Origin of the sequence: Paraburkholderia sp. MPAMCS5, from assembly GCF_036016995.1 — a bacterium.
Classification (GTDB): domain Bacteria; phylum Pseudomonadota; class Gammaproteobacteria; order Burkholderiales; family Burkholderiaceae; genus Paraburkholderia.
On record NZ_JAYXBK010000003.1, the window covers coordinates 283,836 to 308,440 of the forward strand.

20 protein-coding genes are annotated in these 24,605 nt (G+C 63.3%); 3 read left to right on the top strand and 17 right to left on the bottom strand.

Annotated elements, in window-relative coordinates; genetic code table 11:
• Positions 1-164: 164 nt before the first annotated feature.
• Positions 165-2,570, bottom strand: a complete 2,406-nt coding sequence (gene ppsA / locus VOM14_RS08835) for a phosphoenolpyruvate synthase (protein ID WP_327628340.1) — start codon at positions 2,568-2,570, stop codon at positions 165-167.
• Between the two features lie 505 nt (positions 2,571-3,075).
• On the opposite strand from ppsA, the gene ppsR reads away from it, so the two are divergent.
• Complete coding sequence (ppsR, locus tag VOM14_RS08840) at positions 3,076-3,891, top strand: posphoenolpyruvate synthetase regulatory kinase/phosphorylase PpsR (RefSeq protein ID WP_327628341.1); 816 nt, start codon at positions 3,076-3,078, stop codon at positions 3,889-3,891.
• 21 nt (positions 3,892-3,912) lie between these two features.
• Here the strand turns inward: ppsR and VOM14_RS08845 are convergent, their stop codons facing one another.
• From VOM14_RS08845 to rpsB, 16 genes are all read right to left on the bottom strand, one after another.
• Complete coding sequence (locus VOM14_RS08845; RefSeq protein WP_327628342.1) at positions 3,913-4,698, bottom strand: TrmH family RNA methyltransferase; 786 nt, start codon at positions 4,696-4,698, stop codon at positions 3,913-3,915.
• Positions 4,699-4,795: 97 nt separating this feature from the next.
• Positions 4,796-5,563, bottom strand: a complete 768-nt coding sequence (gene rnhB, locus VOM14_RS08850) for a ribonuclease HII (RefSeq protein ID WP_327628343.1) — start codon at positions 5,561-5,563, stop codon at positions 4,796-4,798.
• Positions 5,560-6,729, bottom strand: coding sequence for a lipid-A-disaccharide synthase (gene lpxB, locus VOM14_RS08855; protein ID WP_327628344.1), 1,170 nt, complete (start codon positions 6,727-6,729; stop codon positions 5,560-5,562). Before lpxB ends, rnhB begins: the two co-directional genes overlap by 4 nt.
• A gap of 3 nt (positions 6,730-6,732) precedes the next feature.
• A complete protein-coding gene (gene lpxA / locus VOM14_RS08860; RefSeq protein WP_327628345.1) occupies positions 6,733-7,521 on the bottom strand; it encodes an acyl-ACP--UDP-N-acetylglucosamine O-acyltransferase in 789 nt (262 codons plus the stop codon).
• Positions 7,522-7,613: 92 nt separating this feature from the next.
• Complete coding sequence (fabZ, locus tag VOM14_RS08865) at positions 7,614-8,078, bottom strand: 3-hydroxyacyl-ACP dehydratase FabZ (RefSeq protein WP_020065638.1); 465 nt, start codon at positions 8,076-8,078, stop codon at positions 7,614-7,616.
• Positions 8,079-8,277: 199 nt separating this feature from the next.
• The gene (gene lpxD / locus VOM14_RS08870) at positions 8,278-9,402 is read right to left on the bottom strand and encodes a UDP-3-O-(3-hydroxymyristoyl)glucosamine N-acyltransferase (RefSeq protein ID WP_327628346.1); all 1,125 of its coding nucleotides are present in this window, start codon (positions 9,400-9,402) and stop codon (positions 8,278-8,280) included.
• 104 nt (positions 9,403-9,506) lie between these two features.
• Positions 9,507-10,028: an OmpH family outer membrane protein gene (locus VOM14_RS08875; RefSeq protein WP_327628602.1), complete on the bottom strand. Its 522-nt coding sequence runs from the start codon at positions 10,026-10,028 to the stop codon at positions 9,507-9,509.
• A 47-nt stretch (positions 10,029-10,075) separates the two neighbouring features.
• The gene (bamA, locus tag VOM14_RS08880) at positions 10,076-12,388 is read right to left on the bottom strand and encodes an outer membrane protein assembly factor BamA (protein ID WP_327628347.1); all 2,313 of its coding nucleotides are present in this window, start codon (positions 12,386-12,388) and stop codon (positions 10,076-10,078) included.
• Positions 12,389-12,454: 66 nt separating this feature from the next.
• Entirely contained in the window at positions 12,455-13,852 is a 1,398-nt protein-coding gene (gene rseP / locus VOM14_RS08885) for an RIP metalloprotease RseP (protein ID WP_327628348.1), read from the bottom strand.
• Positions 13,853-13,859: 7 nt separating this feature from the next.
• Positions 13,860-15,065 carry a 1-deoxy-D-xylulose-5-phosphate reductoisomerase gene (locus tag VOM14_RS08890; protein WP_327628349.1) on the bottom strand — a complete coding sequence of 402 codons (1,206 nt, stop codon included), beginning with the start codon at positions 15,063-15,065 and terminating at the stop codon, positions 13,860-13,862.
• Between the two features lie 10 nt (positions 15,066-15,075).
• Positions 15,076-15,909: a phosphatidate cytidylyltransferase gene (locus VOM14_RS08895; RefSeq protein WP_327628350.1), complete on the bottom strand. Its 834-nt coding sequence runs from the start codon at positions 15,907-15,909 to the stop codon at positions 15,076-15,078.
• Entirely contained in the window at positions 15,903-16,685 is a 783-nt protein-coding gene (gene uppS / locus VOM14_RS08900) for a polyprenyl diphosphate synthase (protein WP_327628351.1), read from the bottom strand. The genes VOM14_RS08895 and uppS overlap by 7 nt, the downstream gene beginning before the upstream one ends.
• A 168-nt stretch (positions 16,686-16,853) precedes the next feature.
• Positions 16,854-17,414, bottom strand: coding sequence for a ribosome recycling factor (gene frr / locus VOM14_RS08905; RefSeq protein WP_094778704.1), 561 nt, complete (start codon positions 17,412-17,414; stop codon positions 16,854-16,856).
• 100 nt (positions 17,415-17,514) lie between these two features.
• Complete coding sequence (pyrH, locus tag VOM14_RS08910) at positions 17,515-18,228, bottom strand: UMP kinase (protein WP_327628352.1); 714 nt, start codon at positions 18,226-18,228, stop codon at positions 17,515-17,517.
• A 218-nt stretch (positions 18,229-18,446) separates the two neighbouring features.
• Positions 18,447-19,328, bottom strand: coding sequence for a translation elongation factor Ts (gene tsf, locus VOM14_RS08915; protein WP_327628353.1), 882 nt, complete (start codon positions 19,326-19,328; stop codon positions 18,447-18,449).
• A 213-nt stretch (positions 19,329-19,541) separates the two neighbouring features.
• Positions 19,542-20,294 carry a 30S ribosomal protein S2 gene (rpsB, locus tag VOM14_RS08920; protein ID WP_013588798.1) on the bottom strand — a complete coding sequence of 251 codons (753 nt, stop codon included), beginning with the start codon at positions 20,292-20,294 and terminating at the stop codon, positions 19,542-19,544.
• A 554-nt stretch (positions 20,295-20,848) separates the two neighbouring features.
• On the opposite strand from rpsB, the gene map reads away from it, so the two are divergent.
• Positions 20,849-21,658, top strand: coding sequence for a type I methionyl aminopeptidase (map, locus tag VOM14_RS08925; protein ID WP_327628354.1), 810 nt, complete (start codon positions 20,849-20,851; stop codon positions 21,656-21,658).
• Between the two features lie 49 nt (positions 21,659-21,707).
• The gene (locus tag VOM14_RS08930) at positions 21,708-24,287 is read left to right on the top strand and encodes a [protein-PII] uridylyltransferase (protein ID WP_327628355.1); all 2,580 of its coding nucleotides are present in this window, start codon (positions 21,708-21,710) and stop codon (positions 24,285-24,287) included.
• The last annotated feature ends 318 nt before the right edge of the window (positions 24,288-24,605 follow it).

Consider the following 24,605-nt stretch of genomic DNA (forward strand, 5'->3'; position numbering starts at 1 on the left):
AAGCAAAACACCCCGGATATACCGGGGTGTTTATAGCACGAAGCCGATGCGGATAACCGCCAGCCAGGGCGCGCGTCAGCGTGAATTCGACACGGCTTTGAAGCGCCTTTGATATGCCGCAGTCTTCGCTATGCGTGCCGCTTACGAGGCGGCACGCACAACGCTTACTTCGTGGACGATTTCGCCAGTTGCTGCCACGTTTCGACGATCGTGTCCGGGTTCAGCGAGATGGACTTGATGCCTTCGTCCGTCAGCCACTGAGCGAAATCCGGATGATCCGACGGGCCCTGGCCGCAGATACCGACGTACTTGTCCAGACGCAGGCACGTTTCGATTGCGCGCTTGAGCATGAACTTGACGGCCGGATCGCGTTCGTCGAAATCGACGGCCAGCAGTTCCATGCCGGAGTCGCGGTCGAGCCCGAGCGTGAGCTGCGTCAGGTCGTTCGAACCGATCGAGAAGCCGTCGAAGTATTGCAGGAACTCTTCCGCGAGAATCGCGTTGGAGGGCACCTCGCACATCATGACGAGGCGCAGGCCTTTCTCGCCGCGCTTCAGGCCGTTCTTTTCCAGCAGCCCGACCACGCGCTCCGCCTGCTTCAGCGTACGCACGAACGGCACCATGATCTCGACGTTGTCGAGGCCCATTTCCTCACGCACCTTCTTCAGCGCCGCGCACTCCATCTGGAACGCTTCGGCGAAGTCTTCGGCGATGTAGCGCGACGCGCCACGGAAACCCAGCATCGGGTTTTCTTCGTCCGGCTCGTAACGCGAACCGCCGATCAGCTTCTTGTACTCGTTCGACTTGAAGTCCGACATACGCACGATCACGGGCTTCGGATAGAACGCCGCCGCGATCGTCGCGATGCCTTCGGTCAGCTTGTCGACGTAGAACGCGCGCGGCGACGCGTGACCCCGCGCGACGCTTTCCACGGCCTTCTTCAGGTCCTGGTCGATGTTCGGGTACTCGAGAATCGCCTTCGGGTGCACGCCGATGTTGTTGTTGATGATGAACTCGAGACGCGCGAGACCCACGCCGGCGTTCGGCAGTTGTGAGAAGTCGAACGCGAGTTGCGGGTTGCCGACGTTCATCATGATCTTCACCGGAATCGGCGGCAGTTCGCCGCGCTGCACTTCGGTGATCTCGGTTTCGAGCAGGCCGTCGTAGATCTTGCCTTCGTCGCCTTCCGCGCACGACACGGTGACGAGCGCGCCGTCCTTCAGCACGTCGGTCGCGTCGCCGCAGCCCACGACTGCCGGCACGCCCAGCTCACGCGCGATGATCGCCGCGTGGCACGTGCGGCCACCGCGGTTCGTGACGATGGCGGACGCGCGCTTCATGACCGGCTCCCAGTTCGGGTCGGTCATGTCAGCGACCAGCACGTCGCCCGGTTGCACGCGGTCCATTTCCGACGGATCGTGGATCACGCGAACCGGACCCGCGCCGATTTTCTGGCCGATCGCGCGGCCGGTGGCCAGCACGTTCGACTGGCCCTTCAGCTTGAAGCGCTGCTCGGCCTTGCCCGCGGCCTGGCTCTTCACCGTTTCGGGACGTGCCTGCAGAATGAAGATCTTGCCGTCGCGGCCGTCCTTGCCCCACTCGATGTCCATCGGACGCTCGTAGTGCTTTTCAATGATGACGGCGTATTTCGCCAGCTCGATGACGTCTTCGTCCGTGATCGAGAAGCGGTTGCGCTGCTCGTGCGTCACGTCGACGGTCTTCACGCGGCCTTCTTCGCCGGCCTTCGTGAATTCCATCTTGATAAGCTTCGAGCCGATGGAGCGGCGGATGATCGGATACTTGCCTTGCGCAAGCGTGGTCTTGTAGACGTAGAACTCGTCCGGATTCACGGCGCCTTGCACGACGGTTTCGCCGAGGCCGTAGCTCGATGTGATGAACACCGCGTCCTTGAAGCCCGATTCGGTGTCCAGCGTGAACATCACGCCGGCCGCGCCGACGTCGGAGCGCACCATGCGCTGCACGCCCGCCGACAACGCGACTTCAGCATGCGTGAAGCCCTTGTGGACGCGATAGGAAATAGCGCGGTCGTTGTACAGCGACGCGAACACGTGCTTCATGCGATCGAGCACGTCTTCGATGCCGACGACGTTGAGATAGCTTTCCTGCTGGCCCGCGAACGATGCGTCCGGCAGGTCTTCCGCCGTTGCCGACGAGCGCACGGCGAACGACAGCTCTTCAGGCGAGCTGTTTTGCAGCGTGTCGAAGCCCGCACGAATGTCGGCTTCGAGTTGGGGTTGCATCGGCGCGTCGACGATCCACTGACGGATCTCCTTGCCCGCTTCGGCAAGCGCCTTCACGTCGTCGACGTCGAGCGTTTCGAGACGTTTGGCAATGCGCTCAGTCAGATTGTTGTGATGCAGGAAGTCACGGAAAGCCAATGCCGTGGTGGCGAAACCGGTCGGCACGCGCACGCCGGCTTCGGCGAGCTGACTGATCATCTCGCCCAGCGACGCGTTCTTGCCGCCGACAATCTCCACATCGGTCATCCGCAACTGCTCAAACGGAACTACATACGCCTTATCCTTTGCGACGGTAACTGCGTTAGTCATACAAGCCCCTAAGTGTGAAAGAAATTCACGGCTGTGCAAGTGGGCTCGAACGCGAGACGCTCATTGGAAGCGTGACCTCGCGTCTTGCACAACCTGTTGGAGAAGCAATCGCTCGCGGCGCCTACCCAGCGACGACTGGCGACCCATCACGCGATGGCGGATTTTACTGACCAATCCGCCCGGTTGTGTTCATTTGCGCGCCATTTCGCGCCGGATAGCGCCAAATAACGTGACGTTGAACGACCGTTCGCGGTGAGTTAGCCGCCAATCGCCTGCAATTGCTTATCCAACAGGTTGCCGCTATTCTACCGTGCCGACTCTCGAAATGTGACTGTCGGACGAGAATTGCGCCTCGAATCGCGCCCGGACCGGCCGGGCGTGGTTGCGGTGCCCACGGCGCGCTGTGTCGATGCCGCTGATTTCGCGGTTAGCCGCCGCGCAGCGAAGTCGATCCAGCACTGTTCCATTCGAGCGCTTTTTGCCGCTCACGTTCCCTGCCCCACTGATGCCGCCCACCGTATTTATCGTCTCCGACGGTACGGGGATCACTGCCGAAACCTTCGCGCACTCGATCCTCTCCCAGTTCGACCAGAAATTCCGCCTGGTTCGCGTGCCTTTCGTCGATTCGACAGAAAAAGCCTACGCCACGCTCGAAAAGATCAACGAGGCGATCCAGCAGGACGGCCGCCGTCCGATCGTGTTCACGACGCTCGTGGACAGCGCGTCGAATCAGATCGTCAAAGGCTCGAATGCACTCGTGCTGGACATGTTCCAGACCTTCGTCGAGCCGCTCGAACTGGAACTGGAACTGAAGTCGAGCCACGCGATGGGGCGCGGCCACCAGAACGCGGACACCGAGGAATACAAGAACCGTATCGAGGCGATCAACTTCTCGCTCGCCCACGACGACGGCCAGTCGAACCGCAATCTGGCCGACGCCGACGTGATTCTGGTCGGCGTGTCGCGCAGCGGCAAGACGCCCACGAGTCTGTACCTCGCCATGCAGTACGGCGTGAAGGCGGCGAACTACCCGCTGATTCCCGAAGATTTCGAGCGCGGCAAGCTGCCAACGCCGCTATTGGCACATCGGCAGAAGATGTTTGGCTTGTCGATCGATCCGCAGCGGCTGTCTGAAATCCGGAACGAACGGCGTCCGGGCAGCAAGTACGCCGCGCCGGAAAATTGCCGCTACGAAATCAACGAAGCGGAAGCGATGATGCGTCGCGAAGGGATCAAGTGGCTTTCGTCGACGCACAAGTCGATCGAGGAAATCGCGACCACGATCCTGCAGGAAATCAAGCTGGACCGGCCGTCTTACTGAAGCTGAGGCGCGGCCGCCTGGTCAGCCGGGCCGGCGCTGCTGCCGGCACTGTTCGAATACGCAGACCGCCGCGGCGGCCGCCACATTGAGCGACTCCATGCCGCCCGGCTGCGGAATCGTCACGCGCAGCGAGACGGCGTCGCGCCACGCCTGCGACACACCCGCGCCTTCGTTGCCGAACACCCACGCCAGCTCGCGGCTCAGGTCGCAGTCGTAGATCGCTTCGGCGCCGTGCGAATCCGTAATCACGACGGGCACCGCGAGACGTTCGATCAGCGTCTGCGCGTCCACGTCTTCGTGGATCTGCAGCAGGAAATGCGCGCCCATGCCGGAGCGCAGCACCTTGGACGACCACGCGTACGCCGTACCCGGCGCGCAGAACACGTGCTGGATACCGGCTGCCGCCGCGCTGCGCAGAATCGAGCCGACGTTGCCCGCATCCTGCACGCCGTCGAGCACGAGGCACGTTTGCGCGACGCGCTCGGGCAGCGGCGTGTCGAGCTTGCCCACGAGCAGCAGAATGCCGACGCCATGCACGACATTCGACAGTTGCCCGAACAGCGCGTCCGGCAGCGTGACAAGCCGATGATCCTCGATGCGCGAAACAATGGCCTGAGCTTCGTCGTGACGCAGCGCGCCGTCGGTCACGATGCACATTTCCGGCTGCCCGGCGACGTCCAGATAGGCACTCGCGAGATGAAAGCCTTCCAGTAGCGCATGGCCGCTGCGGCGCTGTTGATGCGTCGAGCCGGCGAGCGCTTTGAGGCGTTTATAGAGCGGATTGTCCCGCGAGGTGATGGCTTTCACAGGCAGCGAAGACAGTGTGGAAAGTGAAAAGGGTTAGGCGGCGTGGCGTGGAGCGTTCTGCTTTGCGCGATGACGCCGCTGGCTCCGCGCGCGACGCTCACGCGCCGATGTGTTCGCCGAAGGCGTCGTCGTCCGGCATTCCGTCGGCGAGCGTTTGGGGCGCCGCGATGACGCCACCGGCCGGCAACGGCCCGCCCGTGCCGAATCGCAGATGCGCCTCGCGCACAGGCGCGAACGAACGCCGATGATGCTCGCAAGGCCCGTGTTCGCGCAGCGCCGCGAGATGCTGCGGCGTGCCGTAACCGGCATGCGCGTTAAAGCCGTACACGGGATAGCTCTGATGCAGTTCGAGCAGCATCCGGTCGCGCGTGACCTTGGCGAGAATGGACGCCGCGGAAATGCTTTTCACGAGCGCGTCGCCGCCAATCACCGCTTCGCTGCGCATGCTCAGCGTCGGGCACCGATTGCCGTCGATCTTCACCAAAGTAGGCGTGACCGACAGGCCTTCCACGGCGCGCTTCATCGCGAGCATGGTGGCGTGCAGGATGTTCAGCGAGTCGATTTCTTCTACGCTTGCCGAGGCAATGCAATAGGCGAGCGCGCGGTCGACGATCTTGTCGTACAGCTCGTCGCGCTTTTTCGCGCTCAGCGCCTTTGAATCGTCGAGGCCGCGAATCATGGGCTTCGACGGGTCGAAAATGACGGCTGCGGCGACGACCGGGCCGGCCAGCGGCCCGCGCCCTGCTTCGTCCACGCCGCAGAGAATGTCGTCCGGCGTCTCGAAGTCCAAGCCGACCTGTCGCGCCGCCGCGCCTGCAACGGTAACGGCGGCGGTCTTGCGGCGTGGCGCGCGTGCGTGCGTCACGGCCGCGCCTTCCGCTTTTCGACGACGCCCGCCACGGCGTCCGCCGCACGCTGCGCGGTGTTCTGCTTCAGCACGAGATGCATCTCCGTGAAGATTTCCTTTAGCGTGCGCCGGTTGGCTTCATCGCGCAACTGTTTGAGCGTGGCTTCGGCGAGCGCCTGCGGCGTTGCGAAATGCTGCAGGATTTCCGGCACCACGAAGCGCCCCGCCAGGATGTTCGGCAAGCCGACATACGGCAAATAGCCTTGCCGGCGCATGATCTGGCCGGTCAGCCAAGGCACCTTGTACGAGATGACCATCGGCTTTTTCAGAAGCGCCGCTTCCAGCGTGACCGTGCCGCTTTTCACGAGAATCGCGTCGGCGGCGGTCATGGCGAGCTGCGACTGGCCGTCGGTGATGGTCAGCGCGAGACCCGGATGCGCGTCGACCAGCGGGCGCAGCATCTCGCGCAAGGCCGGCGTGGCCGCCGGCATCACGAAACGCAGACCGGGCTCCTGATGCTGCATCATTTCCATCGCGGCGAAGAACGTCGGGCCGATCAGGTCGATCTCCGAGCGCCGGCTGCCCGGCAGCACGGCGATGACCGGCCCGCTTTCCGCAAGGCCCAGCGCCCGGCGCGCGCCGAGCGTATCCGGCTCGAGCGGAATCTCGTCGGCGAGCGGATGACCCACGTACGAGGCCGAGACGCCCGCCTTTTCGAGCAGCGCCGTTTCGAACGGGAACACGCACAGCATATGATCAACCGCCTTGGCGATCTTCTTGATGCGCCCGCCGCGCCACGCCCAGATGGACGGACACACGAAGTGAACCGTCGGAATGCCCGCTTCGCGCAACGGATGCTCGAGCCCGAAGTTGAAGTCGGGCGCGTCCACGCCGACGAACACCGCGGGCGGCTCCGCCAGCAGTTGGCGCTTCAGATCGGTGCGGATACGAAGAATTTCGGGAATATGCCGCAGCGCTTCGACGTAGCCGCGCACCGACAGCTTGTCTATTGGCCAATGCGCGTCGAAGCCGGTGGCGACCATGCGCGGACCGCCGATCCCGTAATACTGCGTGGTGGCGGGCAGGCGGCTCGCCAGGCCATTGAGCAGCGACGACGCCAGCAGGTCGCCGGACGGCTCGCCGGCCACCATCGCGACCCGCAGCGGACTCGGTTGCAATGCCATCGTTTAGCGGATGATGCCGCGCTGGGACGCTTCGACGAAAGCGAGCAGCGTCTCCACGGGGCCGTCGCCGTCGCCGCCGGCGGACGCCAGCTCGCGCAACTGCACTTTCGCCTCTTCAAGCGACAGGCTGTTCTTGTACAGCAGGCGGTACGCCGAGCGCAGCGCCGAAATGGCATCCGGCGAGAAGCCGCGGCGGCGCAGGCCTTCGACATTGATGCCGTGCGGCTCGGCCTTGTTGCCTGCCGCGATCACGAACGGCGGAATGTCCTGCACCAGCGCCGAAGCGCCGCCCAGCATGGAATGCGCGCCGATGCGCACGAACTGATGCACGCCCGACATGCCGCCGACGATAGCGTGATCGCCGATCGTGACGTGGCCGGCCATCTGAGCGTTGCTCGACAAAATGACGTTGTTGCCGACGTGGCAATCGTGCCCGATATGCACGTACGCCATGATCCAGTTGTCGTCGCCGAGCGTGGTGACGCCCGCGTCCTGCACCGTGCCGGTATGGATCGTGGTGAATTCGCGAATCGTGTTGCGGTTGCCGATAACGAGCCGCGTGGGCTCGTCTCTGTACTTCATGTCCTGCGGACGACCGCCGACCGATGCGTAATGGCCGATCCGGTTGTCTTCGCCGATCGTGGTGTGGCCTTCGATCACGCTGTGCGAACCGACCGTGGTCCGTGCGCCGATCGTCACATGCGCGCCGATCACGGCATACGGGCCGATTTCGACGGATTCGTCGAGTTGTGCGCCCGGTTCGACGATCGCAGTGGGATGAATCCTGCTCATGCGTCCTCGCTTCTGATTCTGTTGCGTTGTCTGGATGGGCTAAGGCGAGCCGGACGCGCTTCTCGTGAGGCGCCGGCTACCCAAACGGTGACTCAGGCGTCCTTGTCCGTGTGCCGCACCGCGCACATCAGATCGGCTTCCGCCGCCACCGCGCCGTCCACCTCGGCTCGTGCCTTGAACTTCCAGATGCCGCGCATATGCCGCTCGAACGTGCAGTTCAGGATGAGCTGATCGCCCGGCTCCACGACGCGCTTGAAGCGCGCGTTGTCGATGCCGACGAACAGGTACAGCGTGTTCGACGGATCGCTCGGCTCTTCCGAGAACGTGAGCAGCGCGGCCGTTTGCGCGAGCGCTTCGAGAATCAGCACGCCCGGCATGACGGGACGCGTCGGAAAGTGGCCCTGGAAATACGGCTCGTTGATCGACACGTTCTTCAGCGCTTTGATGCTCTTGTGCGGCTCGAGTTCGAGCACCCGATCGACCAGCAGGATCGGGTAACGATGGGGCAGCAGCGTGAGAATCTTATGAATGTCGAGATTGATTTTTTCGGTGCTCATGGTGTTTCTGCTCACGCATTGACTGCGCGATGATGACTGCGGATGCTGGTGCAGGTGGGTTGGTAACGCGTGCCGCCGGCGCTCGCTGTGAACCGGTTGCCGTGCCACCTGGTCACGGCAACCGACTTCGCTTCCTGATATTCGCCCGCTATTTTACGCGGTGTGGGCGGCCCGTCCTGATATCGCAGACCCTGATCTGTCAGATTTTGCCGCTTTGGGAATGGCCTGCCGTGCTCGTGGCCACGCTCGCGGGCTTGCCGTTCGCCTGATCCGCCGCCGCGTTTTCCAGCGCCTTGATACGGTCGCGGAGCTTGTCGATATTGCGCAACAAGGCCGCGCTTTTATTCCAGTCGGCGTGGTTCACAGCCGGGAACGCGCTCGTGTACATGCCGGGCTTCAGAAGCGACTTCGACACGCCCGACTTCGCGGTGACGATCACATGATCGGCCAGCGTCACGTGCCCGGCAATGCCGACCGCGCCGCCGATCATGCAATGACGCCCGATCGTCGTGCTGCCCGCAATACCCGCGCAACCGGCGATCACGGTGTACGCGCCGACCTTGCAGTTGTGGCCGATCTGCACGAGGTTGTCGATCTTCACGCATTCTTCGATGACCGTATCGGCCATCGCGCCGCGGTCGATCGTAGTATTCGCGCCGATTTCGACGTCTGCCGCGATCGACACCCCGCCCACCTGCGGAATTTTCACCCAACTGCCCGTGCGCGCAGCGCCCTCGCCGACGAAATCCGGCGCGAAGCCGAAGCCGTCGGAACCGATCACGGCGCCCGCGTGCACGATCACGCGCTCGGCGAGCTTGCAGCCGTGGTACACGGCCACATTCGGATACAGATGCGAACCCGCGCCGATGCGCGTGCCCCGGCCAATCACGACGTTCGCATCGAGCCGCACATTTTCGCCGATGACCGCGCCCGCTTCCACGGTGACGTGCGGCCCGATCACCGCGCTCGCGGCAACCTGCGCGGACGGGTCGATCGTTGCGCTGGAATGAATGCCGGGCGCGACTTTGGGCGCGGCCAGATCGATAAAGGTTTGCGCGACGCGCGCGAAATAAGCGTACGGATTGGGCGTGACGATGAAGTTACGGCCGCTGCGGGAAGCGAGCCTGGCGAGGTCGTCGGCATTGATCAGCACCGCGCCCGCACGGGTCGTCTCGACCTGCGACAGATACTTCGGGTTGGCGAGGAACGCCAGCTGGTCCGGGCCTGCCTGGTCGAGCGGCGCCAGACTGCCGACGCGCTGCGAACCGTCTCCCACTACTTCACCGCCGAACCGTTGGACGATGTCCTCAAGCGTAAATGCCATGCCTATCCTGTCTCCTGCTATTCAGTGCAACGTATCAGTGCCGCGGTTTGGGGCTCCGCTCGCCCGCCGAGCGGATGCGCTGCAAGCGCCGCCCCGCTGCGCGCTCAGTTGCCCGAAGCCGCGAGCGCCTTGAGCACCTGATCCGTGATGTCGATGCGCGGGCTCACATACACCGCTTCCTGAACGATCAGGTCGTAGTGCTGCGCCTCGGCGATCTGCTTGATCACCTTGTTCGCGCGATCCAGCACCGCCGCCAGTTCTTCATTGCGGCGCTGATTCAGGTCTTCGCGAAACTCGCGTTGCTTGCGCTGAAAGTCCGTGTCCAGTTGCGACAGATCACGCTGCTTTTGCGCGCGATCCGTGGGCGACATGGACGCGCCGTTCTTGTCGAGCGAATCGGACATGGACTTGAGCTTCTGCGCCATGTCCGCGAGGTCCTTGTCGCGCTTCGCGAACTCGGCCTCGAGCTTGACCTGCGCCGCCTTTGCAGCAGCGGATTCCCGCAGGATCCGGTCCGAATTCACGGCGGCAATCCTGGCTTCCTGCGCGTGCGCCACGCCGACGCCCAGCGTCATTGCAAGCGCCAGCGCGCAAGCCACACGTTTCGAAAACATACCGGTTAGCAAAGTCATCCTCTCGATACTGTTGTTTGGCGAACTGCCCGCGGCGCGGATCAGAACGCCGTCCCAATCTGGAACTGGAACTTCTGATACTGATCGCCCGTGTGCTTGGTGAGCGGGAAGCCCAAGCTGAGCTTGAGCGGGCCGATCGGCGAAATCCACGCGAGACCGACACCATAGCCGTAACGCAGACCGTTGGCGCCATTGGAGTTCGCGGCATTGCTCGCGTCTGCCCACACGTTACCCGCGTCCAGGAACGTGAACACGCGCAGGGTCCGATCATAGCCGGTGCCCGGCAGCGGGAATGTCAATTCAATATTGCCGACGAGCAGCTTCGAACCGCCAATCGGATCGTTAGTCGTCTTGTCGCGCGGGCCGAGCGAGCTCGGCTCATAGCCGCGAACCGAACCGATACCGCCCGCGTAGTAGTTCTTGAAAATTGGGTATGGCTTGCCGCCCATGCCCTTGCCGTACCCGCCCTGGAAGTTGAAGCCCAGCACGAAGCCGCGCGCGAACGAGTAATAGTACTGCGCGTTGATGTCGGCCTTGTAATACTGGGTGCCGCCGATCGGCGTGCCGTATTCGGCGTTGGCCTGCGTGAAGTAACCGCGGCTCGGCACGAGCGCGCTGTCACGCGCGTCACGCGACCAGCCCACGGTGATCGGCACGTTGTTCGAGACCTGGCCAAAGTCCGTGACGTATTGCTTGTACGAAGCCGGCGTATTGTTGTCGACATCCAGCTTGTTCTGCTCGATACCCGCGCCGAAGTACACCGTGTCGACTTCCGAGAACGGAATGCCGAACTTCAGGTCGGCACCGACCGTGACGATCTTGAAGCTCGAATCGGTCGAGTAGTACAGCGGCTGGTACGTACGGTAATAGACGTCGGTAATACGCTTGATGCCGTCCACCGTGAAGTACGGATCGACCTGCGTGACCGTCAGCGTACGGTAGGTTTTCGCGGTATTGATGTTCACCGCGAGACTCGTACCCGAACCGAACACGTTATCTTGCGAGACGCCCGCCGAGAGCACCACCTTGTCGGTGGACGAGAAGCCCGCGCCCAGCGTGATCGCGCCGGTCGGCTTTTCAGCGACCTTCACGTCGACGTCCACCTGGTCCGGCGTGCCTTCCACGGGAACGGTGGTCACGTCGACGTCGGTAAAGTAGCCGAGGCGGTTGATACGGTCTTTCGACAGCGCGAGACGGTTCGAGTCGAACCACGAGCTTTCGAGCTGGCGCATCTCGCGGCGCACCACTTCGTCGCGCGTACGGGTGTTGCCGACCACGTTGACACGGCGGACGTAGACGCGGCGGCTCGGGTCCACCTGCAGCGTCAGGTCGACCTTGTGGTTGGTCTGGTCGATTTGCGGCTGCGCGTTGACGGTCGCGAACGCATAACCGTACTCGCCCAGTTTGTCGACGATAGCCTTGGTGGTGGTCTGCAGCTTCTCAGCCGAGAAGCGGTCACCCGGTTTGATCTTGATGAGCTTGGCCAGCTCCGGCTCACGGTCGAGCAGATTGCCGGCCAGCTTGATGCTGGAGATGGTGTACGGCTCGCCTTCATGCAGCGTGACCGTCAGATACATGTCCTTCTTGTCCGGCGTGATCGACACCTGGGTCGATTCGATGTTGAACTCGAGATAGCCGCGGTTCAGATAGTACGAGCGGATATTTTCGAGGTCGCCGGTGAGCTTGTCTTTCGCGTACAGGTCGTTCTTCGTGTACCACGAGAACCAGTTCGGCGTGGACAGCTGCATTTCGTCGCGCAGCGTGCCGGTGCTGAACGCCTTGTTGCCGATGAAGTTGATCTGACGGATCTTCGCGCTCGGCCCTTCGGCCACCGAGAACAGCACCGAGACGCGATTGCGGTCGATCGGCGTGATGGTGGTCGTGACTTCGGCCGCGTAGTAGCCGCGCGTCAGGTATTGGCGCTTCAGTTCCTGTTCGGCCTTGTCGACGAGCGCCTTGTCGTAATAACGGCCTTGCGACAACCCGACCGCGCGCAGCGCCTTGGTCAGATTCTCCTTGTCGAACTCGTGAATGCCCGCGAAGTCGATCGTGCCGATGGCCGGGCGCTCCAGCACCTGCACGACGACCACGTTGCCTTCGGTCGCGATCTTGACGTCGTTGAAGAAGCCCGTTGCGTACAGGGCGCGAATGGCTTCGGACGCCTTGTCGTCGCTGAACGTGTCGCCCTGCTTGATGGGCAGGTAGGCGAACACGGTACCAGGTTCGACGCGTTGCAATCCCTCGATCCGGATGTCTTGCACCACGAACGGCGTAGTTGCGTGAGCAACCAGCCCATGCGCGGCGAATGCCGCGGTTATAACCGTCTTCGGAACCAGGCGATGAGGTTTAAACAACGTGCTTCCCCAGTGTGTATAGCTGCATCAGGTCGGACGGTCGCCATTTAAGCGCCGCCGGACACTTTAAAAGTGGATTAAACGAGCGAGATCGTTGAACAGTGCAATCGCCGACAAAGCGACGATGCAGGCGAGACCCGCCCTCTGAAAAACGAGTTGCCAGCGATCGGAGACAACTTTACCGGTCACAGCTTCAACCAAATAATATAACAGATGACCCCCGTCCAATACCGGAATTGGTAGCAGGTTCAGTACGCCGAGGCTAATACTGACAAGGGCCAGGAACGACAAAAATGCAGAAGGACCTAGACGTGCGCTCTTTCCTGCGTAATCGGCGATCGTCACGGGGCCCGAAAGATTTTTCAGCGAGGCGTCGCCGACAATCATGCGGCCGAACATGCGCACCGAGTAAACCGCGAGATCCCATGTGCGGCGCGCGCCCAGTTGCACGCTCTCGATCGGCCCGTAGCGCACCTTGATGGACGGCACCTGCGTGGCCAGCTCCGCGCCGATGCGGCCGATCTGCTGCCCCGTTGCTTCGTCGCGCTGCGCCTGCGGCACGATGCTGAGGTTCTCGATCTTGCCCTGAGCTTGCGGCTGCCCCGCCACCGCGCGCTCGACTTGCAGCGTCAACGCCTGCCCGGCGTGCGATTTTACATAGGCGATAAAGGCCGCGGCATTGTCGGTGCCGATGCCGTTGATCGCGCGCAAGCGATCGCCGGGAACGAGGCCCGCTTTCTGCGCCGCGCTGCCCGGCTGCACGCCCGCCACCGTCAACTTGCCGCCGCCAGGCTCGAAACCGAGCCGAGACATGAAGTCGTCATCGACGTCTTTTTCGCTGATACCGCGCAAATCGATCTGGAAATCCGACGTGCCGCCCGCGCCTTTGGCGCTCAACACGACGCGCTTGTGATCGAAGGCCGCGCCGAGCAGCTTCCAGCGCAGATCCGACCACGAACGCACCGGCTCCGATTCGGCGGCACGCTCGCCCCGCACCGCGACCACGGTTTCGCCGCCTTCGAAGCCGGCAACGGCCGCCGCGGTATTCGGCGCGGGCGTGGCCAGAATGGCGGCCGGCTCGGTGACGCCGGTGGCGAACACGAGGCCGAACAGCACCACGGCCAGCACGAAATTCGCAACCGGACCGGCCGCGACGATCGCGATACGACGCCACACCGACTGCCTGTTGAACGCATGCGGCAAGAACTCGGCCGGAATCGGCGCGCCGCCTGTCTCACGCTCGTCGAGCATCTTCACGTAGCCGCCGAGCGGCAGCGCGGCGATGGTCCACTCGGTGCCGCTTTTCGGACTGACCCACTGGAAAAGCGGCTTGCCGAAGCCGATCGAAAAACGCAGCACCTTGACGCCGCACAGCCGCGCCACGCTGTAATGCCCGTATTCGTGGACGACCACGAGCACGCCAATCGCGACCGCGAAGGCGAGCAGTTCGATCAGCAGGTTCATATGCGCCTCACTGGACGGCGCGTTCCGTGCGGCGGGCGGCGTCAGGCAGACGCGCGATGAATTCCGCAGCGGCGCGACGCGCGACGGCATCGGCCTCGATCACGTCTTCGAGTGCGTGCGCGCCGCGGTTCGGCAACGTGTTGAGCACTGCGTCGACCACTTGCGCGATCGCCATGAAGCCAATCTGGCGCGACAGGAACGCTTCAACAGCAATTTCATTCGCGGCGTTCAGCGCCGCGCTCGCGACGCCGCCTTCGGCGAGCGCCTTCATGGCCAGCGCCAGGCAAGGGAAACGCGCGTAATCCGGCTTTTCGAACGAGAGCGACGCGATCTCCGCGAGATCCAGTTGCGCGACCCCCGAGTCCACCCGGTCCGGGAAGGCGAGCGCGTGGGCGATCGGCGTGCGCATGTCGGGATTGCCGAGTTGCGCGAGCACCGAGCCGTCTGCGTAGGAAACCAGCGAATGGATCACGCTTTGCGGATGAATCAGCACGTCGATGCGCTCGCCCGGCAAGCCGAACAGCCAATGCGCCTCGATCACTTCAAGGCCCTTGTTCATCATCGTGGCGGAATCGACGGAAATCTTGCGGCCCATGACCCAGTTCGGGTGCTTGCAGGCCTCTTCCGGCGTGACATCGACGAGCGTGGCGGGCTCGCGCGTGCGGAACGGGCCGCCCGACGCGGTCAGGATGATCTTGGAGACGCCGCCATGCAGCGCGGCTTCGCGCGGCAGGCATTGGAAAATCGCGTTATGTTCGCTGTCGACCGGCAGCAGAACCGCACCGTTGTCGCGCACCGCGTCCATGAAGATCGCGCCGGACATGACGAGCGCTTCCTTGTTGGCCAGCAGAATGCGCTTGCCGGCGCGCGCGGCCGCGAGACTCGGCGCCAGCCCGGCCGCGCCGACGATGGCCGCGACCACCGTGTCGCAACCGCTGCTCCGGGACACGTCGACGAGCGCCTGAGCGCCGAACGTCACCTCGGTCTTGCTCCCCGCCTCGCGAAGTTTCGCGGAAACGCGCGCGGCCGTGTCGGCGTCGCCCACCACCGCCACCTCGGGCTTAAAGCGCAGGCATTGCTCGACGAGCTTGTCGCCGTTGCGGTGCGCGGTGAGCGCGTACACCGAAAAGCGCTCCGGATGACGCGCGACGACGTCGAGCGTGCTGTCTCCAATCGAGCCCGTGGAACCGAGCAATGTCAGACGTTTTTGCATATCTCTTTCTCTAGCCGAGCAGCAGCATGGCAAGCGGCAGCACCGGCAACAATGCATCGATGCGGTCGAGCACGCCGCCGTGACCCGGCAACAAGCCGCTCGAATCCTTCACGCCGGCCTGGCGCTTCAACATGGATTCAAAAAGGTCGCCCACCACGCTGAATGCCACCAGCAAGGTCAGTACGAGCAGCGTACGGACGGCGCCCCAATGCGCCCACAACTCAGAATACAGGGTCGGTTCGAACGCATGCAGAAACACGGCCGCGAACGCGACGATCATGACCACCACCCAGCCGCCGATCGCGCCCTCCCAGGTCTTGCCCGGACTGATGGCGGGCGCGAGCTTGTGCTTGCCGAACGCCTTACCCGAGAAGTATGCGCCGATATCGGCGAGCCAGACGAGCAGCAGCAGCGACAGCACGAAACTCACACCCTGCACGCGCGCGGCGACGAGAGCATGCCAGCAGGCGACGAATATCACAATCCCGGCAAGGAGCAGAAAGTTGCGCCAGACGCCTTGTGCGAGCGTCGGCTTGCGCAGGAGCACAAACGGCCCGGCGATCACCCAGAAAATGGCCGCCGCCTTATAGAACGGCCGCGCGCCGTCACCGTCGACCCCCAGGCCCACGCCAAACCGCGTACTCGCGACCAGCGCGACCGCGGCCACGAGCGCGTAAATCACCGGGCCGGCGCCGCCCAGCTTGAGCAGGCGCGCCCACTCCCACGCAGCAAACACCACGACGAAGGCGATCAGCGCGCCGAACGCGCCGACCGGCGCGAACAACGTGACGGGCAGAAACACCGCCAGGAGCACAACCGCCGTGATGACACGGGTTTTTAGCATGGAAGCGAATCGACGTTTTGCGATTGCGGCTCGAGTTGAGCGCTGGTGCGGCCGAAACGGCGCTCGCGCTCGGCGTAGGAAGCAATGGCATGACCGAGCGCGTCAGCGTCGAAATCAGGCCAGAAGGTATCGGTGAAATAGAACTCGGTGTAGGCGAGTTGCCACAACAGGAAATTGCTGACGCGCCGCTCGCCGCCCGTGCGGATAAACAGGTCGGGCTCGGGCGCATACGCCATGGACAGATGCCCGGCGAACGACTCCTCACTGATTTCGACCGCCTTGCCTGCCAGCGCCGACTGCTCGGCGAGCTTGCGGGTGGCCTGCATGATGTCCCAGCGGCCGCCGTAATTCGCGGCGATGGTGAGCGTCAGGCGAGTATTGCGCGCGGTCTTGGTTTCCGCGCGCTTGATCAGATCGCGAATACGCGTGTCGAAACGATCCAGGTCGCCGACCACGCGCAGACGGATGCCGTTCGCGTGAAGTTTGCCGATCTCGCGCTCCAGCGCGGTGACGAACAGGCGCATCAGGAACGACACCTCCTCGTTCGGACGGCGCCAGTTTTCCGAGCTGAAGGCGAACAGCGTCAGATATTCGACGCCCTGGCGGGCGCACGCCTCGACGGCCGCACGCACCGCGTCGACCCCGCGTGTGTGACCGGCCACGCGCGGTAAGCGGCGCTGCGTGGCCCAACGGCCATTGCCGTCCATGATGATCGCGATATGTCGCGGCACCGCTGCGACATCAGGCACGCGCACGGTTGAGCTGGTGTAGGTCATGGCCGTCGGGACAATAACTGCAAATAAAGAAGTGAAAACCCTGAAAGTGGTGAGTGCTCCCAGACCTGGCGCTTTATGCTGGCTTCGTGCCTGGCTTCGCGCCAGCCCCCGAAGGGGCAAGAAAACCTCGGGCGGCCCGGCTGTGCTTTCGCGAGCCGGACGGCGGCGTTACACCGTCATGATCTCGGCTTCTTTGGTCACGACGAGCTTGTCGATCTCAGCGACGAAGCGGTCGGTCAATTTCTGAACGTCGTCGCCTGCGCGGCGCTCGTCGTCTTCCGAAATTTCCTTGTCCTTAACGAGCTTTTTCAACTGCTCGTTGGCGTCGCGGCGCAGGTTGCGGACAGCGACCTTGGCCGTTTCCGCTTCGCTCTTGACCACTTTGGTCAGTTCGCGGCGGCGCTCTTCGGTCAGCGCGGGCATCGGGACGCGGATCACATCGCCTTGCGTGGCCGGGTTCAGACCCAGGTCAGATTCGCGAATCGCCTTTTCGACGACCTGGACCATCTTCTTTTCCCACGGCTGCACGCCGATCGTGCGTGCGTCGATCAGCGTCAGGTTCGCAACCTGAGAAATGGGCACCGGCGAACCGTAGTAGTCGCACTGGATATGATCGAGCAGGCCCGTGTGCGCACGGCCCGTACGGATTTTCGACAGGTCGTTCTTGAACGCGTCGATGGAACGCTGCATCTTTTGTTCAGCGCCCTTCCTGATATCAGCCACAGACATTTTTAAACCTCCGAACCTTCAAAACGGTGCGAGCCGGCCTGCACGCGCGGGATGCGGCGGCCCGGGCTCGCGTCAAAGCCCACGTTATGTGAACGAGAGTTTACACGTGGACGAGGGTGCCCTCGTCCTCGCCGAGCACGATACGCTTGAGCGCGCCCGGCTTGACGATCGAAAACACGCGGATCGGCAGCTTCTGATCGCGGCACAGCGCGAACGCGGTGGCGTCCATGACTTGCAGATTGCGGCCGATTGCCTCGTCGAAGCTGATCGTGTTGTAGCGCGTCGCGCTCGGATCTTTCTTCGGGTCAGCTGAGTAGACGCCGTCTACCTTGGTCGCCTTCAACACGACTTCGGCGCCGATCTCAGAACCGCGCAGTGCAGCGGCGGTGTCGGTCGTGAAGAACGGGTTGCCGGTGCCGGCCGCGAAAATCACAACTTTGCCTTCTTCGAGCTGGCGAATCGCGCGCGGCCGAATGTACGGCTCGACCACCTGGTCCATGCGCAGCGCGGATTGCACACGCGCTTCGATCCCCGCATGGCGCATGGCGTCCTGCAGTGCCAGCGCGTTCATCATGGTGGCCAGCATGCCCATGTAGTCGGCAGTGGCTCGGTCCATACCGGCCGCGCCGCCCGCGACGCCGCGAAAAATATTGCCGCCGCCAATCACCACGGCCAACTGCGTTCCGAGACGGACCACTTCGGCCACGTCCGCCACCATTCGTTCGATGGTCGAGCGATTGATGCCAAAGGCATCGTCGCCCATAAGAGCTTCACCGGAGAGTTTGAGCAGGACGCGTTTGTAGGCAGAGGGCATAGAGATATCCAGATCGCGCAGAGGGCAACAACAAGGGACTAATGTAGGGGTGAAACGCTGATTCGGGCAAGCGCCGCCAAATTGACGAACCTTGAGGTCCGCCACCGGCGGCTGCGCAAGCGAGGGTCAACCCGCGCGCAGCCTTGCGGCGCCGCCGACCGCGGCAAAGTCTTGCTCTGCCGCGGGTCCGACGGTACTAGCTGAAACTTAGGTGACGCTTATTGTTGCTTTGCAGCAGCCACTTGAGCGGCAACTTCAGCCGCGAAGTCGTCCTGCTTCTTCTCGATGCCTTCGCCGACCACGAACAACGCGAACTTCTGCACGCTAGCGTTGCCGGCCTTCAGCATCTGTTCGATGGTCTGCTTGTCGTTCTTCACGAACGTCTGGTTCAGCAGCGACACTTCCTTCAGGTACTTCTGCACGCTGCCGTCGACCATCTTCGCGACGATTTCAGCCGGCTTGCCCGATTCGGCGGCCTTCTGTTCAGCAATGCTGCGTTCCTTGGCGATCAGATCCGCCGGCACGTCGTCCGACGACAGCGAAACCGGCTTCATTGCGGCGATGTGCATTGCCACGTCCTTGCCGACCTGTTCGTCCGCGCCGGTGTACTCGACCAGCACGCCGATGCGCGTGCCGTGCAGGTAAGCAGCCAGCTTGTTCGACGTTTCGAAGCGCACGAAACGGCGGATCGACAGGTTTTCACCGATCTTGCCGACCAGTGCGAGGCGCACTGCGTCGACCGTCTGGCCGTCGAGCGGCAGCGCCGACAGAGCAGCGACGTCAGCCGGGTTCTGCGCGGCGACGAGCTCGGCGATCTTCTTCGAGAAAGCGAGGAAGTCGTCGTTCTTCGAAACGAAGTCGGTTTCGCAGTTCAGCTCGACCAGCGAACCCGCATTGCCGCCGATGAACGAAGCGACCACGCCTTCAGCCGTGACGCGCGATGCCGCCTTGCTCGCCTTGTTGCCGAGCTTCACGCGCAGCAGCTCTTCAGCGCGCGCCATGTCGCCGTCGGCTTCCGTCAGCGCCTTCTTGCATTCCATCATGGGCGCGTCGGTCTTCGCGCGCAGTTCTGCAACCATGCTTGCGGTAATTGCCGCCATCATTTGCTCCTTGAGTTCCGTCTGTGTTCCGTCTGTCACACGCCGCCCGGACTTCGATTCCGGCGGCAAGAATTCGTTTCAGCGTTACGCGTATTTTTTGCTCGTAACGCTCGGGCACCGCTCCGGCTCCGGAAGCAACACCCGCTAAAATGTCGCGGCTTAAAAAAAGGGGGCCTGTAGAAAGCCCCCTTTTTTGCCGGACACGGGGCAGCTTTACGCTTCCGAGTTGACCTCGACGAACTCGTCGCCGTCGTCGCCACGTGCAGCCTGCACCACTTCGTTGACCGCGTTAGCACGGCCTTCGAGGATCGCGTCAGCCACGCCAGCCGCGTACAGAGCGACAGCCTTGCTGGCGTCGTCGTTACCCGGGATCACGTAGTCGATGCCTTCCGGCGAGTGGTTCGTATCGACCACTGCGATGACCGGCACGCCGAGCTTGTTCGCTTCGGTGACGGCAATCTTGTGGTAGCCGACGTCGACCACGAAAATCGCGTCCGGAATGCCGCCCATGTCCTTCACGCCGCCGATCGACTTTTGCAGCTTGAGCATTTCGCGTTCGAACAGCAACGCTTCCTTTTTGCTCATGCGTTCGGTTTCGCCTGCTTCCAGCGCTGCTTCCATGTCTTTCAGGCGCTTGATCGAAACCTTCAGCGTCTTGAAGTTGGTCAGCATGCCGCCGAGCCAGCGTGCGTTGACGTACGGCATGCCGGCGCGCTGCGCTTCCTGAGCGATCGTGTCGCGCGACTGGCGCTTCGTACCGACGAACAGGATGGTGCCGCGATTGGCCGCCAGTTGACGCGCGTACTTCAGCGCGTCGTTGTACATCGGCAGCGTCTTTTCGAGGTTGATGATGTGAATCTTGTTGCGATGACCGAAAATGAAGGGGGCCATCTTCGGGTTCCAGAAGCGCGTTTGGTGACCGAAGTGGACACCGGCTTCCAGCATTTGACGCATGGTAACTGCCATGAAAATCTCCGCGAGGGTTGGGTCTTAAGCCGGCTGCCGTATCTGCCGCGCCGCCATTCCGTTATCTGGCTGAACGCGGCCGACACCCTGGGTGCGCCGGCTTGCGAGTTTGTTGCCTGGGTACTGCGCTAGCACTGCACTGGTACTCGCTGGTACTTCGCTGGTACTTCTTCTACCACTCCGCGACGCAGGCAACGGGCGCTGCGGGAAGCCTCACTCCGATCCGCCGCCTTGGCCTTGACGCCCTCATTTCATTCATTCTCCGCCCAGACTCGGTCCGGACAATGACAGCAGGCGTGCAAGAGGCAAAAGAGTGATCGACTTAGCCAAAGATTATAGCATGCGACTATCGGCCAACTCAACCTGCCGAGTAGCTCCCCGGTTCCGGCCCCCGGGTTGCACCTTCCGCCTACTGTTTCCGCGACACGACGACAAAACAGCGCCGGAATAGCGGAGCAACAGCCGCGAGCAACCGGCGAAAACCCGCCAAAACCCTGCGGCAGTGGGAATATGGTGCGATAATTCCGCAATAAATCGCATTTCAGGCCCGACTCATGGCAATCACGCTCAAAAACGAACACGATATCGCGCAGATGCGCGTCGCCTGCAAGCTGGCGAGCGAAGTGCTCGACTACATCACGCCGTTCGTCACCGCCGGCATCACCACTGGCGAACTCGACCGCCTGTGTCACGAATACATGCTGAAGGAACAGGGCACCGTGCCCGCGCCGCTGAACTATCAGCCGCCCGGCTATCCGCCCTACCCCAAGGCCACCTGCATTTCCGTCAACGACGTGATCTGCCACGGCATTCCCGGCGAGAAGACGCTGAAGAACGGCGACGCGCTGAACATCGACATCACGGTGATCAAGGGAGGCTATTTTGGCGACACGAGCCGGATGTTCATCGTCGGCGAGGGGTCGATTCTAGCCAGACGGCTCGTCCAGACCACCTTCGAATGCATGTGGCTCGGCATCGACCAGGTGCGCCCGGGCGCGCATCTCGGCGACATCGGCCATGCGATCCAGAAGCACGCCGAGGCGCAGGGCTACAGCGTCGTGCGCGAATATTGCGGCCACGGCATCGGCACGGTGTTCCATGAAGATCCGCAGATCCTGCACTACGGCCGGCCCGGCACCGGGTTCGAACTGCAAGCCGGCATGATTTTCACGATCGAGCCGATGATCAACGCCGGCCGCCGCGACATCCGCACCATGCCGGACCAGTGGACCGTCAAGACGAAAGACCGCAGCCTGTCGGCGCAATGGGAACACACCGTGCTGGTCACGGAAACCGGCTATGACGTGCTGACCGTTTCCGCCGGCACGCCCGCGCGCCCGCCGGTCGCCGCCACCACCGCCTGACGGGCTTTCGCCCGCTTTCGCCGGATTTCGTCCACAAGTCAGCCCGCCCATGAGTAGTGTTTCAGCCGTCGCCCAATCCCAGGCCAAGTCGCTCAAGGCGGACTACAAAGTGGCCAAAGCCCAGTTGCTGGAGCGCTTCAGGACGGCCACCAACGTCGAGGCGTTGATGGCCGCGCTCGCGCGCAGCACCGACGAATCGCTGCGCGCCGCCTGGAGCACCTGCGAACTGCCGCCCGACCTCGCTTTGCTCGCGGTAGGCGGCTACGGCCGCGGCGAGCTGGCGCCGCACTCGGATATCGACATTCTGGTGTTGCTGCCCGACACGCCGCTCGATCATCTCGAAACGCGCATCGAGCGGTTTATCGGCCTCGCGTGGGACCTTGGGCTCGAACTCGGCAGCAGCGTGCGCAGCGTCTCGCAATGTCTCGAAGAAGCCGCCAACGACGTGACGGTGCGCACGTCGCTGCTGGAAGCGCGGCGCATTACGGGCAGCGCGGCGCTGTTCGACGACTTCGCGCAGCGTTATCGCGAGGCGCTCGATCCGAAGGCATTCTTCCAGGCGAAAGTGCTGGAAATGCGCCAGCGCCACGCCAAGTTTCAGGACACGCCCTACTCGCTCGAACCGAACATCAAGGAAAGTCCAGGCGGTCTGCGCGATCTGCAACTGATTCTGTGGGTCACGCGCGCGGCGGGTTTCGGCAGCAGCTGGCGCGAACTCGAAGCGCGCGGCCTCATCACCGAGCGCGAAGCGCAGGAACTGCGCCGCAACGAAGGCTTCCTGAAGGCGCTGCGCGCGCGGCTGCACGTCACGGCCGGGCGTCGCCAGGACATTCTGGTTTTCGACCTGCAAACGCCGGTGGCCGAAAGTTTTGGCTACCAGCCGACCGCCACCAAGCGCGCGAGCGAACAGCTGATGCGCCGCTATTACTGGGCGGCCAAGGCGGTCACGCAGCTCGCCACAATCCTGATCCAGAACATCGAGGCGCAGCTTTTCCCGAGCACGAGCGGCATCACGCGCGTGCTGTCGGACCGCTTCGTCGAAAAGCAGGGCATGCTGGAAATTGCCAGCGACGACCTGTTCCAGCGTGAGCCGAACGCGATTCTCGAAGCCTTCCTGCTCTACGAACAGACGCCGGGCGTAAAAGGTCTGTCGGCGCGCACGCTGCGCGCCATCTACAACGCGCGCGACGTGATGGACCAGCACTGGCGGCGCGATCCGGAAAACCGGCGCCTCTTCATGAACATTCTGAAGCAGCCGGCCGGCATCACGCACGCCTTGCGCCTGATGAACCAGACGAGCGTGCTCGGGCGCTACCTGCTCAACTTCCGGCGCATTGTCGGCCAGATGCAGCACGACCTGTATCACGTCTACACCGTCGACCAGCACATTCTGATGGTGCTGCGCAATCTGCGGCGCTTCGCGGTTGCCGAACACGCGCATGAATATCCGTTCTGCAGCCAGTTGATCGTCGGCTTCGACCGGCCGTGGGTGCTGTACGTCGCGGCGCTGTTTCACGATATCGCGAAAGGCCGCGGCGGCGATCACTCCACGCTCGGCATGGCCGACGCGCGGCGCTTCTGCCGCAATCACGGCATCGAGGGCGACGACGGCGAACTGGTCGTGTGGCTCGTACAGCAGCATCTGACCATGAGCCAGGTCGCGCAGAAGCAGGACACGAGCGATCCGGAAGTGATCAAGCGCTTTGCCGAGCTGGTCGGCACCGAGCGCCGCCTGACCGCGCTTTATCTGCTGACGGTGGCCGATATCCGCGGCACGAGCCCGAAAGTCTGGAACACGTGGAAGGGCAAGCTGCTCGAGGACCTCTACCGTGCGACGCTCGCGGTGCTCGGCGGCGCGCGTCCGGACGCGCATTCGGAACTGGAGTCGCGGCAGGAAGCGGCGCTCGCGCTGCTGCGCCTCGAAACCGTGCCCGAAGGCGCGCAAAAGGCGCTGTGGGACAAGCTGGACGTCGGCTATTTTCTGCGCCACGACGCGGCGGACATTGCGTGGCAAACGCGCGTGCTGTACCGGCATGTCGAAACGCCCACGCCGCTCGTGCGGGCCCGGCCTTCGCCGATCGGCGAAGCGCTGCAGGTGCTGGTGTATGTGAAGGATCAGCCCGATCTGTTCGCCGGCATTTGCGCGTATTTCGACCGCAACGGGCTCTCGGTGCTCGATGCGCGGGTCAGCACCACGCGTCACGGCTACGCGCTCGACAATTTCCTCGTCGCGCATACCGAAGAAGACGTGCATTATCGCGACATTGCCAATCTCGTCGAACAGGAACTGACCGCGCGCCTCAAGGGCGACGGCACCTGGCTGCCGGGTCCGTCGAAGGGTCGCTTGTCGCGGCTGTCGCGGACCTTCCCTGTCACGCCGCGCGTCGATCTTCGGGCCGACGAGCGCGGCCAATACTACATCCTGTCCGTGTCGGCGAACGACCGGCCAGGCCTTCTTTATTCAATCGCGCGCGTGCTGGCGGAACACCGTGTCGGCGTCGCGTCGGCGCGGATCAACACGCTCGGCGAACGCGTCGAGGACGTGTTTCTGCTTGACGGACACGGTCTGTCGGACAACCGCCTGCAAATTCGGGTCGAGACCGAACTGCTGCGCGCGATCGCAGTGTGAGATTTCATGCGAGTCAAATTAACAGCCAAGCACCCGCGGCCGGCTTCGTCCGAACGCGCCCCTGTCCGTAGCGGCAGCGCGTCGGCGCGCAAACCGACCCGTCCTGCGGGACCGAAGCCGTCGACGGCAGGTTCCGGCGGGACCCGCGGCGAAGGCACGGGTACGTCGGCCGGCGGCAAGCGCCCGGCTGGCGGGGGCGAGCGCGCGCCGCGCGCTCCTCGTCAGGAAGGCACATTTTCGCGCGAGCGTAGTGCGGGCGCGGCGGGTGGCGCGCGGGGCGCGGCGTCGGAGCGGCCGCAGCGTCGCGAAGGCGCTGGT